This is a genomic window from Zobellella maritima (assembly GCF_003075035.1).
Classification (GTDB): Bacteria; Pseudomonadota; Gammaproteobacteria; order Enterobacterales; family Aeromonadaceae; genus Oceanimonas; species Oceanimonas maritima.
In genome coordinates, this window is sequence record NZ_QCZE01000001.1 from 2475454 (window position 1) to 2491893 (window position 16440).

The following is a 16440-nucleotide window of genomic DNA, read 5'->3' on the forward strand; positions in this document are numbered from 1 at the left end:
TCATACTTGCTTTGGCAGGTTTCACTCCCGTTAGTGCCATCTGAAGGCACCTGCCCCTGGGTTGTTATCCGGTTCAGGCAATCGACTTGATATCTGCCTGCACCCCCTTGGCCATTCCCGGTTTTGGCCAGTTAAAGGTCAGCACCTTGCTGGTGCCCAGCTGCATATCCACCAGGGCCTCACAGAGTTTGACCGCGGCGACGGTACCATCGATCACCGGAATGCCGATTTCCGCCTCGATCCGGGTCCGGTACTGGGACATACCAGCACAGCCCAGCACGATGGCCTCGGCCTTGTCTTCATCCCTGGCCCTGAGGCACTCGGCGATCACCTTGGCGATGGCGGTATCCGGCGAATTGGCCAGATCCAGTACCTGGATAGGCGTGGTCCTGATCTTCTTGCACTGTTCATCAAAGCCATAACGGCTGACCAGGTGCTCGGTCATGAAGCGTACCCTCGGCGAGGTGGTCACCACGCTAAAACAGGCACTGACCATGGCCGCCATATGGAAGGCCGCTTCGGCAATGCCCAGCACCGGCTTGTCGGTCAGCTCACGGGCCGCGTACAGCCCGGGATCGCCGAAACAGGCCAACACATAGGCATCCACCTCCTGCTCCTGGTCTCCCTTGCGAATCTCCTCCAGTACGCCGGGTACGGCCAGGGCTTCATCGTAGAAGCTTTCTATGGCACTGGGCCCCGACGCCGGACTGACCGCCAGTATTTCGGCATCCGGACGTGCCACCCCATCGGCCAGTCGCTGCAACGCATCGGTGAAGGCCTGGGTGGTGTTGGGATTGATGATCTTGATCTTCATAGCGGCTCCATGTTTACGATTAAATATTAACTTTGTTAACGATTTAATCTTAATACCACCCTTAACAAAATGTAAACATATTTATCAAAAAATGTTCACCTACTATCACTGAGCCGAGCCAGGAGCAATACGCAACTTATGGGGAGGAGATCAGGCGGGAGCGCCATGGCTGTACTATGCCGCCATGGACAGCAGCGGAACAGACACGCCCCTAAAAAACCGGAGGATACAGTACCAGTTTAAATTAATCACAATAAAAACAATTAGATATAAAACCCCCTGGCGCCTTATTACGTCTGTCGACACCGACCGGGAGCACGTCAGCCAGATAGGTAGCGGCCCTGCCAGCCGTGTCAGCGTTCAAGGATCCAGCGTCAAGATCATCCTATTAACACGCAAAAATCGTTAACGATGAAAGCAATACCATGTTCACCGTTATGGATAACCTCTCGGATCCGTGTCCGTCTATTTCCTGGAGCACATCAGCGCTTGAGCGACCCAAGGGCACATATTGATTAAACGGGAGGCAACTGGCTGGAGAAAAGGGGTTGAGATGGGTCGCACTGGCCACATCCCTGGAAGGTCTGTTGCCATCAGCGGAGCCGAGGGTAGAAATGGAAGGAAGAAAGGGCCCCAGGCCGACGCCCTGGGGCTGTGAGGGTCCTATTACCGCCTGCAGCAGACTGCCACAGACGGTATCGATACCCCGGGAAAACTCAGGGCCAGTCGACCCTGTTCCGGTCCTGCTCCCGGTATTGCACCCGACCGAGCGGCACATGGTCATTGATTGCCTCGCGGATCTGCGCTTCTTCTTCGGCGCTGAAGCCCCCGCATAACTCGATCGCCTCAATGCGCCGGGTCAGCATCTCCTGGGCGGCCATGATCGCCTCGTCCACCGACTGCACGCCGGACACGGCGATATCGAACAGTTCACTCTTGATCCGGCCATGGTGCTTGAACATCTCCAGATCGGTCGCTTTGATGATAAAACCATAACGGCTAAGCGGCATATCTTACTCCTTAATCAATCCGACTACTTATGGTGCAAAACGGCTAAGCCATAGTGTAAAGCCAGTGCGCTGATAAAAAACAGGGTTAATCGACCCCTTCTGCCGAGTTGCCGGCACATCCTGTCTTAAGCCAGCGCCGGCTCCTGACTGGCGCAGTAGGCACTGTACAGGGACGCCAGGGCACAGGATGCCAGCCGGGCCTCGGGCGGATCGGCTCGGGATGTCAGGATGATCGGCACCCGGGCGCCCAGTACCAGGCCGGCGGCGGTGGCGCTCATAAAATACACCATCTGCTTGAACAGGAAGTTTCCCGACTCCAGGTTGGGAACCAGCAGGATATCGGCCTGCCCGGGAACCTGTCCTTTGATGCCCTTGATACTGGCAGCCTCAAGTGACACCGCATTATCGAAGGCCAGCGGCCCTTCCACTATGGCGCCAGGCAGGGTGCCCATCTGTGCCAGCTTCACCAGTTCGGCCGCATCCACACTGGAAGGCATGCTCTTGTTGACTTCCTCGGTGCCCGACAGCACAGCAACTTTAGGCTGGGCGTTACCCAGGGCATGGGCCAAGCTGACGGCGTTACGGGCGATATGCAGCTTATCGATTACCGTTGGCTGCACATTGATCACCGCATCGGTAATACACAATGCCTTGTCGCTGCCCGGTATCGTCATATGAAACACATGGCTGAGGCGGCTGTCGGTTCTCAGCCCGGCGGATCGGCTGAGCACGGCACGCAGCAGGATATCCGTATGTACATGGCCCTTCATGATGGAGGCCGCCTCCCCCTGGCTTACCAGGGCAACCCCCTGCTGGGCAGCCTGGGTTTCGTCGGCCGCATCCACCAGCCTGACGCCGCTGAGATCCCAACCCAGTAACTCGGCCTCATGGCGCATTGTGTCAATGGCGCCGACCAGGATCGGCTCGATAAGGCCATGATCGCTGGCCAGCCGGGCGCTGGAAAGGGAAACCGCATTCACCGGATTGATCACTACCGTGGTCACCCGGGGCAATTGACGGGCCTGCTCCAACAGATAAGCGGGGCACTCCTTGGGGATTGAACTCAGCATGATACCTACCCTGGTAATGAAGAAAATAAACAGAGGTCACTGGGACAATAAGCTCTGGTTATCGCCTAAAATTCGGGCAGGAGGTTATCACCCCCTGCCCGTGGTTAACTGCTGCGTTGCTTAGCAGTAGTCTTTGTACTTATCCAGATGACGGACCGGCTTGGACAGGGCGTCACGACGGAAGGGGTCGCCCAGTTCACGGGTACACATAATTTCGATAACCGTGGTCTTGCCTTCCTTCTGGGCAACACAGGCGGCCTTCAGGGCTGGACCTACATCTTCCAGACGATCCACGGTTACCCCTTCGGCCCCCATGGAACGGGCAATGGCGGCAAAGCTCGGGTTCTCCAGGTCGCCGGCGACGAAGCGACGATTGTAGAAATCGACCTGGTTCTTCTTCTCGGCGCCCCACTGACGGTTGTGGAATACGATGGACGTGACCGGGATGTTTTCCCGCACACAGGTCATGATTTCCATCATGGACATACCCCAGGCACCGTCACCGGCGTAGGAGATGGCGGTCCGCTCGGGCGCGGCCACCTTGGCACCGATAATGGTGGGCAGGGCGTAACCACAGTTACCGAAGCTCATGGCGGCAAAGAAAGAACGGGGCTTTTCAAAGCGCAGGTAGCTGTTGGCAACCGAGTTGATGTTACCGATATCGGTGGACACCATGGCGTCTTCCGGCATGGCCTTTTCCAGCTCGCGCAGTACCTGACGCGGGTGCAGGAAGCTGCCTTCTTCTTCAGACTGCTCGGCGATCATGTCCAGAGAGTATTCGTCCTTCTCGTGGATCCACTCGTCCAGTTCTTTTTCCCAGGCCTCTTTTTCGGCCGCGATTTCGCTGGCACGGGCGCCCTTGTTTTCCAGGCAGGCCACATCCAGGTTCTGCAGACGGTCCAGCATGGATACGGCAGCCGCCTTGGCGTCACCACAGATACCGACGGAAATCTTCTTCACCAGGCCCAGCATCTTGGCATCGCAGTCAACCTGGATGATCTTTGCTTCTTTCGGCCAGTAGTCCAGGCCGTGCTGCGGCAGGGTACCGAACGGACCGAGGCGGGTACCCAACGCCAACACCACGTCGGCACGGGAGATAAGTTTCATACCGGCCTTGGAGCCCTGGTAACCCAGGGGACCGCACCACAGCGGGTGGCTGGCAGGGAAGGAATCGTTATGCAGATAGCTGTTCACCACGGGGGCACCCAGGAACTCAGCCAGCGCCTTGCATTCCTCGACGGCACCGGACATCACCACACCGCCACCGGAGATGATCACCGGGTTCTTGGCCTTGGCCAGCAGCTCTGCAGCTTCCTGCAGGCTCTGCTCACCGCCGGCACCACGCTCGATGCGGATCGGCTGGGGGATTTCGACATTGATATCGCCGTAGAAGAAGTCACGGGGGATGTTCAGCTGGGTCGGACCGTTTTCCAGCATGGCGCGGTCGAAGCAGCGGGCAGTCAGCTCGGCCATACGGGCCGGGTTGGCCACATGGCCCTGATATTTGGTGATGGTTTCAAAGAAAGGCAGCTGCTGTGCTTCCTGGAAACCACCCAGTCCCTGGCTCATGGAACCGGTTTCGGGAGTAATACATACTACCGGGCTGTGGGCCCAGTAGGCGGCCGCGATAGCGGTAACAAAGTTGGTGATACCGGGACCATTCTGGGCGATACAAACGCCGTGACGGCCACTGACGCGGGAATAGCCGTCAGCCATATGGCCCGCGCCCTGCTCATGAACCACAGGGATCAGACGGATACCGGCCGGAGCAAAAATATCCATGGCATCCATAAAGGCCGAGCCCATGATACCAAAAGCATCGGTTACACCATTGGCAGCCAGAGTTTCAACCAGGGCTTCACTAGGAGTCATACGTGGCATAGCTGTCTTCCTTTTAAATTTTCCTGTCAGTGGCGACGGCGGACCATCGCCTCCTTGTTTTCACTTGATTGCTCTATATCGAAGCAGGTTTCAGTTCGTTTCTTATTCGTTTTAGGTTTATCGCGAATCGCTCTCTTGCTGCGCCTGCTTCTGCCGGCCCCATTTTTCCGGGCTTCCCCTCCCGGAGAATAGCCGGCAGGTAAAACAGGCAATTCGCAAGTGGGCTGTTGTGCGACTCACTGTGGTTAAGAGTAGGAATTGGCTCGGTTACTGAGTAGGACCAGTTCCGTAACAACCGTTACGCCAGCCCCTGAATAGGATTCATCCGCTTGAATTTAAAATATTTTTTTATGAATCAGAGGACACTGAAAGGACTCAGTGATTAACAGAAATGTAACCAAAAAGGGATAAAGCAGGCCAAAAAGCCACGCCAGCTCATGAGTTAATCGAACCAGAATGTCTCATTACCCCTGTATCTACGACAGACACAGGGGCGATTGCGGGCTATACCATATCGTTGATCAGCTCGACCAGGGCCTTGATCCCGGGCCGGATTTTATTGGCGGGAATCGAGGAATAGCCCAGCCGAAAATAGTTCAGCGGCACCTGCTCACCATGAAAATGGATATCTCCCGGCTCTATCAGTATGCCCCTGTCGGCGGCCTCCTTGCGCAACAGCCGGCTATCAAGTCCTTCCGGCCCCCTGACCCAGTAGCAGGAACCACCGAAGGTCGGCTGCCGGGACGACGATGGCAGATACTCATTCAGGGCCTCGGCCATCTCCTGCCAGCGCTCTTCATAGGCCCTGGCGATATTCATGATCAACGCATCGTGATAGCCCCGCTCCAGAAACAGGGCCACCGATCGCTGATTGTTGGCGGCGGGATGACGCAGGATCAGGCGGCGCAGGGCCCTGGCTTCACGGATCAGCTCGACCGGTCCCACCAGATAGCCCAGACGCAGGCCCGGTGCCAGAGTCTTGGACAGGCTGCCGACGTAAATCACCCGATCGTTCTTGTCCAGGCTTTTCAGCGCCGGGATCGGGTTGGTCTTGAAGTTACTTTCACTCTCATAGTCGTCTTCGATCAGCAGGATATTATGCTGATTGGCCTTTTCCAACAGCTGATAACGCCGCTCCAGGGGCATGGTCACCGTAGTCGGACACTGGTGGCTGGGTGTGGTATAGATGGCGTCGCATTCATTGAGCCGATCATCGACGATCAGTCCCTGCTCATCCAGCGGCAACGGCCGCACCTGGGCCGGATTCATGGCGGCAATATTGCAGATATCCACATAGCCGGGATCCTCGATGCCGATGATGCTGTCTTTGTCCAGCAGCAGCCGCGCCAGCATATAGAGCGCCTGCTGGGCACCGACCGTGACCAGTATCTGATCCGCCGAGGCCCAGACTCCCCGGCGGGGCAGCAGCCGGGTGCGGATCTGCTCGATCAGCAGGGGATCGTCGTTATCGAAGCGATCCGATGCCCAGTCACGGATCGCCGGCACACTGACCGCATCGCGGCAGCATTCCCGCCAGTTATTGCTGGGAAACAGGCCGGGATCGAATTGGCCGTAAATAAAGGGATAGGGGTACTTTTGCCAGTCTTTGGGCTTGGTAATGTTGTGCTGGTTAGAAGGGTGGATCTTGAAGATCTGCTGCCACTCCGGCATATGGCCGGTCGGCTCACTCGGCTCGGTCAAGGGCAATTCCACCTTGCGCGACAGGATCTCCGGATTGACAAAATAACCGCTGCGCTCCCTGGCAATCAGGTAGCCGTCATCCAGCAAGTGTTCATAGGCCAGCACCACAGTGTTGCGTGCGATACTCAGCTGTTTGGCCAGCTTGCGGCTGGAAGGCAGCGGACTGTCCAGGGGAATATTGCCATTGAGGATGGCGGCGGCGATCTGCTCGCGTAGCTGTTGCTGCAAGCTGGTCGTTTTTTCGGTCGAAAGATGAAACAGTGGAAGCATGGTGTGTCGACGTCAAACAGGAAAAGGGAAAAACGTGGCGGTGTGTATGTCACCACCACTCCAAGACCATAACATCGGGCACCGTATTTTGTTACTTATTTGTCGACGAGACATTGAAAATTAAAACAATTATCAAGAATCACCGTCATCAAAAGGCCAGCGAGGACAGGGAATTGCTCCCTGCCCTCTCTGCTACCGGCTCCCCACTGCTTACAGGTGCTCGTCGCGCAGGTGATACCAGTGATACAGCATACGCTGGCCCAGGCGCCGGAAAGGTGCAAACAGATGGCCCGGCAGCGCCGAGTTGTAAATCGGCAGCTCGAAGCCTTCCTTGATGCCCGCGATGCGCTGGGCCATGCGACGGCCGGCATGGGCCGAGAACATGACCCCGTTGCCGCCATAACCCAGGGCATAGAATACCTGCTCCTTGTCATCGGGCTGGGCGATCCTCGGCATCATGTCGTGACTCACATCCACCCAACCCCACCAGGAATAATCCACCTTGATACCGTTTAGGGCGGGGAACTTGCGATGCATACCGTCGATCAGCAACTGCAGATGTTTGGGATTGGGGGCATCGCTGCCGGTAATCGAACTGCGGCTGCCGATCTGCAGACGGTTATCCGGCAGCTTGCGATAGTAATGACGCAGGGTGCGGGTATCGGTGATCACCTCGTTGGTCTTGAAGTTACACTCGGCCATTTCCTGCTCCGTCATCGGACGGGTCACCAGTGAATTGGACAAAATCGGCATGATTTTGTTACGCAGCTGGCTGTGCAATCCCTGAGAGGTATAGCCACCGGTGGCGACCCCCACAGCCCGGGCACGAACCACCCCCCCCGGGGTCTTCAGGTAATGAATGCCATTCTTGGTTTCCCAGCCGATCACCGGGCTGGAAGGGTGGATAGTGGCACCCAACTCCCGTGCCATGCGGTGGTAACCATGGGCCAGCTTGAGCGGGTGCACGCCGATACCATCCGGCTCATGCATGGCACCCACTGCCTCGGCCTCGTTGACATAGTCACGGCTCAGAGTCGCCTTGTCCAGCAGCTCGGTATGGTAACCGAACTTGTCGGACAGCACCTTGGCCTCGGCCTCCAGCTTGCGCATCGCGCTTTCCCGGTGGGCGATATACAGATGGCCACCGTCCTGCGGGTTGCAGTCGATGTTGCCTTCCTTGATCAGCCCCTTGAAGGTATCAAAACCTTCACGCACCTCTTCATGCATTCGACGGGCGGTATCCAGGCCCCAGCGCTGGATCCACTGGGAGCGGCTCAGGCGACCGGAGGCATTCTGGGCCTGACCACCATTACGGCTGGTACAGCCCCAGCTGACCTGGTTGGCTTCCAGTACAGTGGCCTTGATGCCGTGTTCCTTGGCCAGAAATACGGCGCAAGACAAACCGGTAAAACCGCTGCCGATAATGGCCACATCGACATCTACATCCTGGGTGATGGGACCGTCATCTTCCGGTGGCGCACCGGCCGTCGCTACCCAGTAGGTAGGCGCATACTGCTGCCCACGTCCCGGATTGGCCGCGACCAGGGGATCATAGGTGGGGTCATAGCGGTCAAGTACCTTGCGGCTTTGCAGGTCTTGCCCGAGATCCGTTTTAGCTTTGTTGACGATATCCATATTTGTCTTCCCAGGATGAAAAGGTTAAGGCCGTGAAGGCGAAGTTACTTGGGGTCCAGCATGGGACGGTCTTTACGGAAAGCCTGCTTCAGTGCCAGCTTGCCGTCCTTCAGGGTGAACAAATCGACCCCATCGGCTTCGATACGACGACCATCCTGCGCAGTGGCACAGAAGGTCCACTGGGATACGCCACGATCGCCGGCGGCAAAATGCCTGGTGTTCTGCCAGCTGACGTCCGGAAAGGTGGTCCACACCTTGACAAAGGCGGCGGCCACCGCTTCACGACCTTCGAAACGCACACCATAGGCCTCGGGGCCGGCGGCGCCTTCAAACACGCAGTCATCGGTCATACAGGCCATGACGCCTTCCACATCGTGACGGTTAAAGGCGGCGAACAGATCTTCAAGCAATTTTACGGTTACAGAATTTTCGGCGGACATGCCTCTCTCCTCAATGTAACAGGGATCACCTGTTAGAAAATGACGCTCTTCAACAACAAACACACTGTTGTTTACATATCGCCAACATTAGGAGTCTGAGGCCGATCCCGGTAGCGCCAGTTAGGGGCCTTGACTTGGACCACCCGGATTCGGGGAGCTATAACAAGGGGAAAACGGGCTTGCGAGGGAACTTGAGAATGGAAAAAACAGGGGGAGAAGGCGCTGATATCAATCTGTCTAATGTCGATTAGACGTGGGTTCTGATTGCAGCTGGCAACGACATCGACTCTTCAGTCGCAGACTATGAACATGCACAGGGAAGCTGCTTCCCTGTGCTGTAGGGCACTATTTTGAACCGGAGCGACGTCCTGCCGGCTGTTTTTTAACGACGCCGGAGAAGACCACATGCAGATCGGTGGAGGCGGACTCACCGTCCAGATTGAGTTTGGCCTCGATATGATCCAGGTGCTCTTTCATCATGGTGACCGCGGTTTGCTTGTTGCCACTTTCCAGGGCTTTCAGCAGTTCTTCATGCTCGTTAAAAGAGCAATGCGCCTGATGGCCAACCTCGTACTGGGCAATGATCAACGAGGTTTGCGATACCACACTGCGCTGAAAGTTAAGCAGGGGAATATTCCTGGCCATGTGAGCCAGCTCAAGGTGAAACTCGCCGGACAGACGAATGCCCTTGCCGCGATCGCCCTGGGAAAAGGCATCCTGCTCTTCCTTGACCATTTCACGAATCCTGGCCAGTCCGGCCGGGGTGGCGTTTTCCACCGCCAGTTCGGTAACCGCCAGCTCAACCACCCGACGGGCGGCGAATATCTGCCTGGCTTCTTCCACGCTCGGGGCCGCTACCACGGCGCCGCGATTGGGCCTGATGCTGACCACCTGCTCATGGGACAGACGCAACAGGGCGCGCCGGATAATGGTGCGGCTGACACCGAATATTTCGCCCAGAGCTTCTTCGCTTAACTTGGTACCCGGGGCCAGTCGTTGTTCAAGAATGGCATCAAAAATATGCTCGTAGACGATATCGTCCTGGGTGTTTGAGCTCGACTTGACAGAACCTGGCTCCAATTGACTGAGTGAACTCATGCTTTCCGTTTCCAGTTACGGCATGACAGCGAGTGTCCAAGACACCGTGGCCCATACCTGATGATAAATTTGTGACTAGGGTCGTATACAATTTTACCCACTTTTCAGGCAGAACCACACCGTCTATCACCAACTATGTGACTGGACACCACAAAATACCCGGCCGGTAGCGGTGTCCGTTGTCACCCCCGCCGGTATTGACGCTGTCCATAGATATAGGTTTCCGCTATCGCCCTGTCGTCCCCCAGCATCATCAATACGAACAGCTGCTCGAACAGGGTGCTGGTGTTATCGATACGCGCCTTGATAAGCGGTGTCGCCTGCAGATCCAGCACGATGAAATCCGCTTCCTTGCCCACCTGCAGGTTACCGATGTTATGGTCGAGGCGCAGTGCCCGGGCGCCCCCCAGGGTCGCCAGATACAGGGCCTTGAGCGGGTGCAGCCTGTGCTGCTGAAGTTGCAGGATCTTGTAGGCCTCGCTGATGGTCTGCAACATGGAAAAGCTGGTGCCGGCCCCCACATCCGTGCCCAGACCAACATCTATCTCATAATCCTCAAACCTGGGCAGCTTGAACAGACCCGAGCCCAGGAAAAGGTTAGAGGTCGGACAAAAGGCGGCAACCGAGTTGCTGCCCCCCATGCGATCAAACTCCGGCTCTTCCAAGTGGATAGCATGGGCGAATACCGAGCGCTCCCCTAGCAGGCCAAAATGATCGTACACATCGAGATAACCCTTTTGTTCCGGGAACAGGGATTTGACCCAGGCTATTTCCTGCTTGTTTTCGGACAGGTGGGTCTGCATATAGAGGCCGTCATATTCGGTCAGCAGCCTCCCCGCCAGACTCAGCTGCTCGGGGGTGCTGGTCGGTGCAAAGCGGGGGGTCACCGCATAGAGCTGACGACCCTTGTTGTGCCAGCGTTCGATCAGCTCCCTGCTGTCCGCGTAACCGGACTCGGAGGTATCGAGCAGGTCATCCGGGGCATGCCGGTCCATCATCACCTTGCCGGCGATCATGCGCATATTGCGCCGATCCGAGGCCTCAAAAAAGGCATCAACCGAAGCCTTGTGCACGGTACCGAATACCATGGCAGTGGTGGTACCGTTACGCAGCAGTTCATTCAGGAAGAACTCGGCCACCCGGGCCGAATGGCTCGGATCGGCAAACTTGCGTTCTTCCGGGAAGGTATAGTTGTTGAGCCAGTCGAGTAGCTGCTCGCCATAGGAGGCGATCATCTCGGACTGGGGAAAATGGACATGGGTATCGATAAAACCCGAGGTGATCAGTTTATTGTTAAACTCGACCAGCTCCAGCCCGGCAGGTTGCCGGGCCAGTACATCGGCGGCGGCACCTATATCCCGTACACGGCCATCGGCCACCACCAGGACGCCGTCTGGATAATAGGCATAGGACGCCTCCAACCCGACTTTGGCGGGATCGTCCAGGCTGTGCAAAATGGCGGCACGATACGCCACGGCATGAGTCATTTGCGTGCTTCTCCTTAAGAATGAGGGGCCGACACCGGGTCGGCATGTTTGGCTGCTGAAAGGGGGCTGAGGCCCGGCTTTGCATCACCTTGATAACAGGCGATCAACTGGCCGGCGACCGACACGGCGATCTCGGCCGGGTGTTTGCCGCCGACCTCGGCCAGGCCGATGGGGCACACCATCCGGTCCACCGTCTGCTGGTCAAAATCCCGCTCCCGCAGCCGGTATTCGAAACGCTTGCGCTTGGTGTGAGAACCGATCATGCCGAAATAACGGGCATCACCGCGCTTGAGGATACGGGCCGCCAGTTCGAAATCGAGCTGATGATTATGGGTCATCACCAGGTAGAAGCTGTTCGCCGGCTGGTCGTCGACTTCCCCCACGGGATCATCGCTGACCACCCGGGTTACCCCTTCCGGCAGCCGGGCGGGGAACTGGTCTTCCCGCTCATCTATCCAGGTGATGCGAAACGGCAGGCCGGCCAGCACCGACACCAGGGCCTTGGCCACATGACCGGCGCCAAACAACACCAGATGATGCTTGTCCTGGACCACAGGCTCCAGCATCAGGGTCGCCATGCCACCGCAACACTGGCCCAGGCTCGCGCCCAGGTTGAAGCGCTCAATACGCAGTTGGCGCTCGCCCTTGACAAGCATCTCCCGGGCCAGCTCCATGGCCTTGTATTCCAGGTGACCGCCGCCAATGGTGGCATAGCAGCCGGTACGGGTGACCAGCATCTTGGTGCCGCTGTCCCGCGGGGTTGAGCCCTTGTGCTCGATCACGGTCACCAGGACACAGGCTTCGCCTTTCTGCTCCAGTTCGACCAGCGTCTGTATCCAGTTGTCCTTGAACATAACTTCACCTCTATTACCAAACGCGAGTGCTGGCTTTACTCCACAAAGGGCATCGACCAAAGGGCCAGCTCCGCCGACTCACCGTAAACCCCGCCATGGGGGCTCAGCCGCGCCATCCCTGGCATGTGTGAGCGCTACACGGATGTACTTGTAGCGGGTCGAAAGAGGCAACTCTGTTGCCTCTTTCGCGCAAAAACCGGCTATTTTACCAGCACATCCTCGGCCAGGGCTTCATCCTGCTCCATCAGCTCCTGCATCTGCTGTACACCCCACAGCACCCGCTCCGGGGTTGCCGGGGCATCGATATGGGGATACTTGCGGTAGCCGGATACACTGGCAACCGCATCTTTCAGCGCACACCAGACGGACATGCCCAGCATGAAGGGCGGCTCACCCACTGCCTTGGAATGGAATACGGTGTCTTCCGGATTCTTGCGGTTCTCCACCAGCCTGACCCGGAAGTCGAGGGGCATATCGGCCACCGCCGGGATCTTGTAGCCGGCCGGCCCGTTGGTCATCAACCGGCCCTGGTCGTTCCACACCAGCTCTTCAGTGGTCAGCCAGCCCACCCCCTGGATGAAGCCACCTTCCACCTGGCCGATGTCGACGGCCGGGTTGAGGGAATCCCCCACGTCATGCAGTATGTCGGCACGCAATATCTTGTATTCACCGGTCAGGGTATCGATCACCACCTCGGAACAGGCCGCCCCGTAGGCAAAGTAGTAGAAGGGGCGGCCCCGGCCGGTGGCGTGGTCATAGTAGATCTTGGGCGTCCGGTAAAAGCCGGTGCTGGACAGGGAGATCTGGTTGAAATAGGCCAGCTGCACAAATTCCTGGAATGACAATATCTGCTCGCGGATCTGCACAAAGTTGTTCTTGAACACCACTTCTTCCGGACTTACCTGGAAGTGACCCGCAGCCCAGTCAATCAGCCGCTGCTTGATGGTCTGGGCCGCATTCTGCGCCGCCTTGCCGTTCAAGTCTGCGCCGCTGGAGGCGGCGGTCGGCGAGGTATTGGGCACCTTGTCGGTATTGGTGGCGGTGATCTGTATCTTGTCGATATCCACCTGGAATTCTTCCGCCACTATCTGGGCCACCTTGATGTTCAGCCCCTGCCCCATCTCGGTGCCGCCATGGTTGAGATGGATACTGCCGTCGGTGTAGATATGCACCAGGGCCCCGGCCTGATTGAGGAAGGTGGCGGTAAAGGAGATACCAAACTTCACCGGGGTGATGGCGATGCCTTTCTTCAGAATCGGGCTGTTGGCATTGAAGGCCTTGAGCTCTGCCCGGCGGCGGGCATAGTCGGAAGACTGCTCCAGATCCGCCACCAGCTCGTGGATGATGTTGTGTTCCACCTGTTGATGGTAGTGAGTCACATTGCGCTCATCCTTGCCATAGAAGTTGATCTTGCGGATCTCCAGCGGATCCTTGCCAAGCACGGAGGCGATCTCGTCCATCACATGCTCTATGGTCATCATCCCCTGGGGGCCGCCGAAACCGCGATAGGCGGTATTGGAGGCAGTATTGGTCTTGCAGCGATGGCCGATCACGGTGGCCTCGCCCAGGTAATAGGCATTATCCGAATGGAACATGGCCCGATCGACAATGGATGAAGACAGGTCCGGTGAGTAACCGCAGTTGCCGGCCACGGTAATCTCCGCGGCCTCGATACGGCCGTTATCATCGAAGCCTATCTTGTACTGGTTGAAAAACGGATGACGCTTGCCGGTCATCATCATGTCTTCCATCCGCGGCAGACGCATCTTGGTCGGGCGACCGGTCAGCCTGGCCACCACGGCCGCCATACAGGCCGGACCGGCGGCCTGGGTTTCCTTGCCACCGAAACCACCGCCCATGCGGCGCATATCGATCACCACCTTGTGCATGGGGACATCCAGCACACTGGCCACCAGCTTCTGAACCTCGGTCGGATTCTGGCTGGAGGTAAACACCAGCATGCCGCCGTCTTCGGCGGGCACCGCCGTGCTTACCTGGGTTTCCAGATAGAAATGCTCCTGACCACCGATGTGCAGGCTGCCTTCAATCACATGCTTGGCGCGCTTGAGGCCAGCGGCGGAATCGCCACGCTGCTGCTTGTGGCTTTCGGTGACAAACAGCTCTTTCTCCAGGGCCTCCTCTACCGACAGCACGGCCGGCAGATCTTGGTATTCCACTATCGCCGCCATCGCCGCCCTGCGGGCAGTATCCAGGTCGTTGGCGGCCACCGCCAGCACCGGCTGACCCACATATTCCACCAGGCCATCAGCCAGCAGTGGATCGCCGCTCAGCACGGGGCCGATATCCAGCTCACCGGGCACGTCCTCGGCGGTGATGGCGATCGCCACCCCCTCAAACTGGTAGCAGGGGCTGACATCGATGCGGGTGACCCTGGCATGGGCGCGCTCGGACAGCCGGGCATAGACATGCAGCTGGTTGGGAAACTCGAGCCGATCGTCGATATAAACCGCCTCGCCGGACACCTGCTTGGCGGCGCTGTCGTGGGGAACGGGTTTGCCCACACCGGTTTGCAGATCCTGTTTGACTCGCTCCATCATCTGTTCGATGGTGAGCATGTTCTTGTGCTGCTTAGACATAAGACGTCACCCTGGTTTCCAATTTCAGACTCTGTTGCTCGATATAAAACTTATAGAGCAGGTTGGCTGCGGTTTTGCTGCGATATTCCTTGCTGGCACGGAAGTCGGACAGGGGCTGGAAGTCCCCTTCCAGGGCCGTCATCGCCGCCTTGATGGTGTCACGGTTCCAATCCTGACCGATCAACGCCTGTTCACAACTACTGGCCCGTTTGGGTACAGCCGCCATGCCGCCGAACGCGATACGGGCAGCCGTCACCTTGCCCTGTTCGATGGTCAGGTTGAAGGCACCGCACACCGCCGAAATATCGTCGTCTATTCGTTTGGACAACTTGTATACCTTGAAGTGCTGATTGGCCCTGGGCTTGGGCACTATCACCCTTTCAATAAACTCGGACTCCTGTTGGGCGGTCACCTTGTAGCTCAGGAAATAATCCTCGACCGCCAGCTCCCGGATCTGCTCGCCCCGGCGCAGCTGCAGGCGGGCATCGAGGGCCATCAGCACGGGAGGCATATCACCGATGGGTGAGGCATTGCCGATATTGCCGCCCAGGGTACCCTGATTGCGGATCTGCAGGGAGGCGAAGCGGTGCAGCAACTCTCCCAGATCCGGGTAGAGAGCACTCAAGGCAGCATAGCTGTCGCTTAACGATCGGGTGGCGCCGATGCTCAGGCTGTCGTCTGTTTCTTCAAGCTGCTTCATCTCGGCCACATTGCCCAGATAAATCATCTTCGGCAGCTCGCGATGAAACTGGGTCACTTCCAGGGCCAGATCGGTGCCGCCGGCCAGCAGCCGGGCATCCGGATTTTTCAGCAGCAGTTCGGCCAGCTCGGTCACGGATGTGGGTGAAAAGCACAGCTTGTCATCCCCTTGCAGGGTCACCAGGGAATCCGTTTCGATCTGGGCCAGCTTGGCCACCACGTCCGCCTCGTAACGGGAAAAGTCGTCGGCCAGCCGGGGCTGCTCGGCGATCGCCTTGGCGGCGTCGACGATGGGACGGTAGCCGGTACAGCGGCACAGGTTGCCAGCCAGCGCCTCGAGAATATCGTGCTGGTCCGCCGCCGGCTTGTTCTTGCTGAGGGCAAACATCGACATGATAAAGCCCGGGGTACAGAAGCCGCATTGTGAACCATGAAAGTCCACCATGGCCTGTTGCACCGGGTGCAGGCTGCCATCCCGAGACCTGAGATCCTCGACCGTGATCAGCTGCTTGCCATGCAGGGCAGACACAAAGGTCAGACAGGAATTCACGGAGCTATAGCGGATACGATCACCGTCCCGCTCACCCAGTACCACAGTGCAGGCGCCACAGTCGCCGGATGCACACCCTTCCTTGGTTCCACTCTTACCGACACGGCTGCGCAGGTAATTGAGTACCGTCATATTTGGCGAAAGGTCCTTCTCCTCCCGCAACTCCTGGTTAAGTAAGAACTTAATCAAGCCTTGCCTCCTTCAGCTAAGTGCCGCGATTGCCGAACAACATATTATCTTCAGGTCTAATTAAAGTTAAAAACTGACCCATTAGTCAAGAAATTTTATTGTCACCAAACGAGACCTTTTCGTACTTGATGATAAAATCCCTCGA

General features: G+C 57.6%; 12 protein-coding genes. All 12 read right to left on the minus strand.

The window, feature by feature from the left end; genetic code table 11:
• Positions 1-73: 73 nt before the first annotated feature.
• Entirely contained in the window at positions 74-814 is a 741-nt protein-coding gene (locus tag DCS96_RS11465; RefSeq protein WP_116474388.1) for an aspartate/glutamate racemase family protein, read from the minus strand.
• 716 nt (positions 815-1530) lie between these two features.
• Positions 1531-1824: a DUF6506 family protein gene (locus tag DCS96_RS11470; protein ID WP_116474389.1), complete on the minus strand. Its 294-nt coding sequence runs from the start codon at positions 1822-1824 to the stop codon at positions 1531-1533.
• 125 nt (positions 1825-1949) lie between these two features.
• Positions 1950-2894 carry a bifunctional enoyl-CoA hydratase/phosphate acetyltransferase gene (locus DCS96_RS11475; RefSeq protein ID WP_116474390.1) on the minus strand — a complete coding sequence of 315 codons (945 nt, stop codon included), beginning with the start codon at positions 2892-2894 and terminating at the stop codon, positions 1950-1952.
• A gap of 120 nt (positions 2895-3014) precedes the next feature.
• Positions 3015-4775 carry a sulfoacetaldehyde acetyltransferase gene (gene xsc / locus DCS96_RS11480; protein WP_116474391.1) on the minus strand — a complete coding sequence of 587 codons (1761 nt, stop codon included), beginning with the start codon at positions 4773-4775 and terminating at the stop codon, positions 3015-3017.
• Between the two features lie 504 nt (positions 4776-5279).
• Complete coding sequence (gene pdxR, locus DCS96_RS11485; protein ID WP_116474392.1) at positions 5280-6746, minus strand: MocR-like pyridoxine biosynthesis transcription factor PdxR; 1467 nt, start codon at positions 6744-6746, stop codon at positions 5280-5282.
• 210 nt (positions 6747-6956) lie between these two features.
• A complete protein-coding gene (locus DCS96_RS11490) occupies positions 6957-8381 on the minus strand; it encodes an NAD(P)/FAD-dependent oxidoreductase (protein WP_116474393.1) in 1425 nt (474 codons plus the stop codon).
• Positions 8382-8425: 44 nt separating this feature from the next.
• Positions 8426-8821 (minus strand): nuclear transport factor 2 family protein, encoded by a 396-nt coding sequence (locus DCS96_RS11495; protein WP_116474394.1) that lies wholly within the window; start codon positions 8819-8821, stop codon positions 8426-8428.
• A 345-nt stretch (positions 8822-9166) separates the two neighbouring features.
• Positions 9167-9919 (minus strand): GntR family transcriptional regulator, encoded by a 753-nt coding sequence (locus DCS96_RS11500; RefSeq protein WP_116474395.1) that lies wholly within the window; start codon positions 9917-9919, stop codon positions 9167-9169.
• Between the two features lie 182 nt (positions 9920-10101).
• The gene (gene guaD / locus DCS96_RS11505) at positions 10102-11406 is read right to left on the minus strand and encodes a guanine deaminase (protein ID WP_116474396.1); all 1305 of its coding nucleotides are present in this window, start codon (positions 11404-11406) and stop codon (positions 10102-10104) included.
• 14 nt (positions 11407-11420) lie between these two features.
• Positions 11421-12260, minus strand: coding sequence for a xanthine dehydrogenase accessory protein XdhC (gene xdhC, locus DCS96_RS11510; protein WP_116474397.1), 840 nt, complete (start codon positions 12258-12260; stop codon positions 11421-11423).
• A 200-nt stretch (positions 12261-12460) separates the two neighbouring features.
• Positions 12461-14857 (minus strand): xanthine dehydrogenase molybdopterin binding subunit, encoded by a 2397-nt coding sequence (xdhB, locus tag DCS96_RS11515; protein ID WP_116474398.1) that lies wholly within the window; start codon positions 14855-14857, stop codon positions 12461-12463.
• Complete coding sequence (xdhA, locus tag DCS96_RS11520) at positions 14850-16295, minus strand: xanthine dehydrogenase small subunit (RefSeq protein WP_116474399.1); 1446 nt, start codon at positions 16293-16295, stop codon at positions 14850-14852. The genes xdhB and xdhA overlap by 8 nt, the downstream gene beginning before the upstream one ends.
• Between the last annotated feature and the right edge of the window lie 145 nt (positions 16296-16440).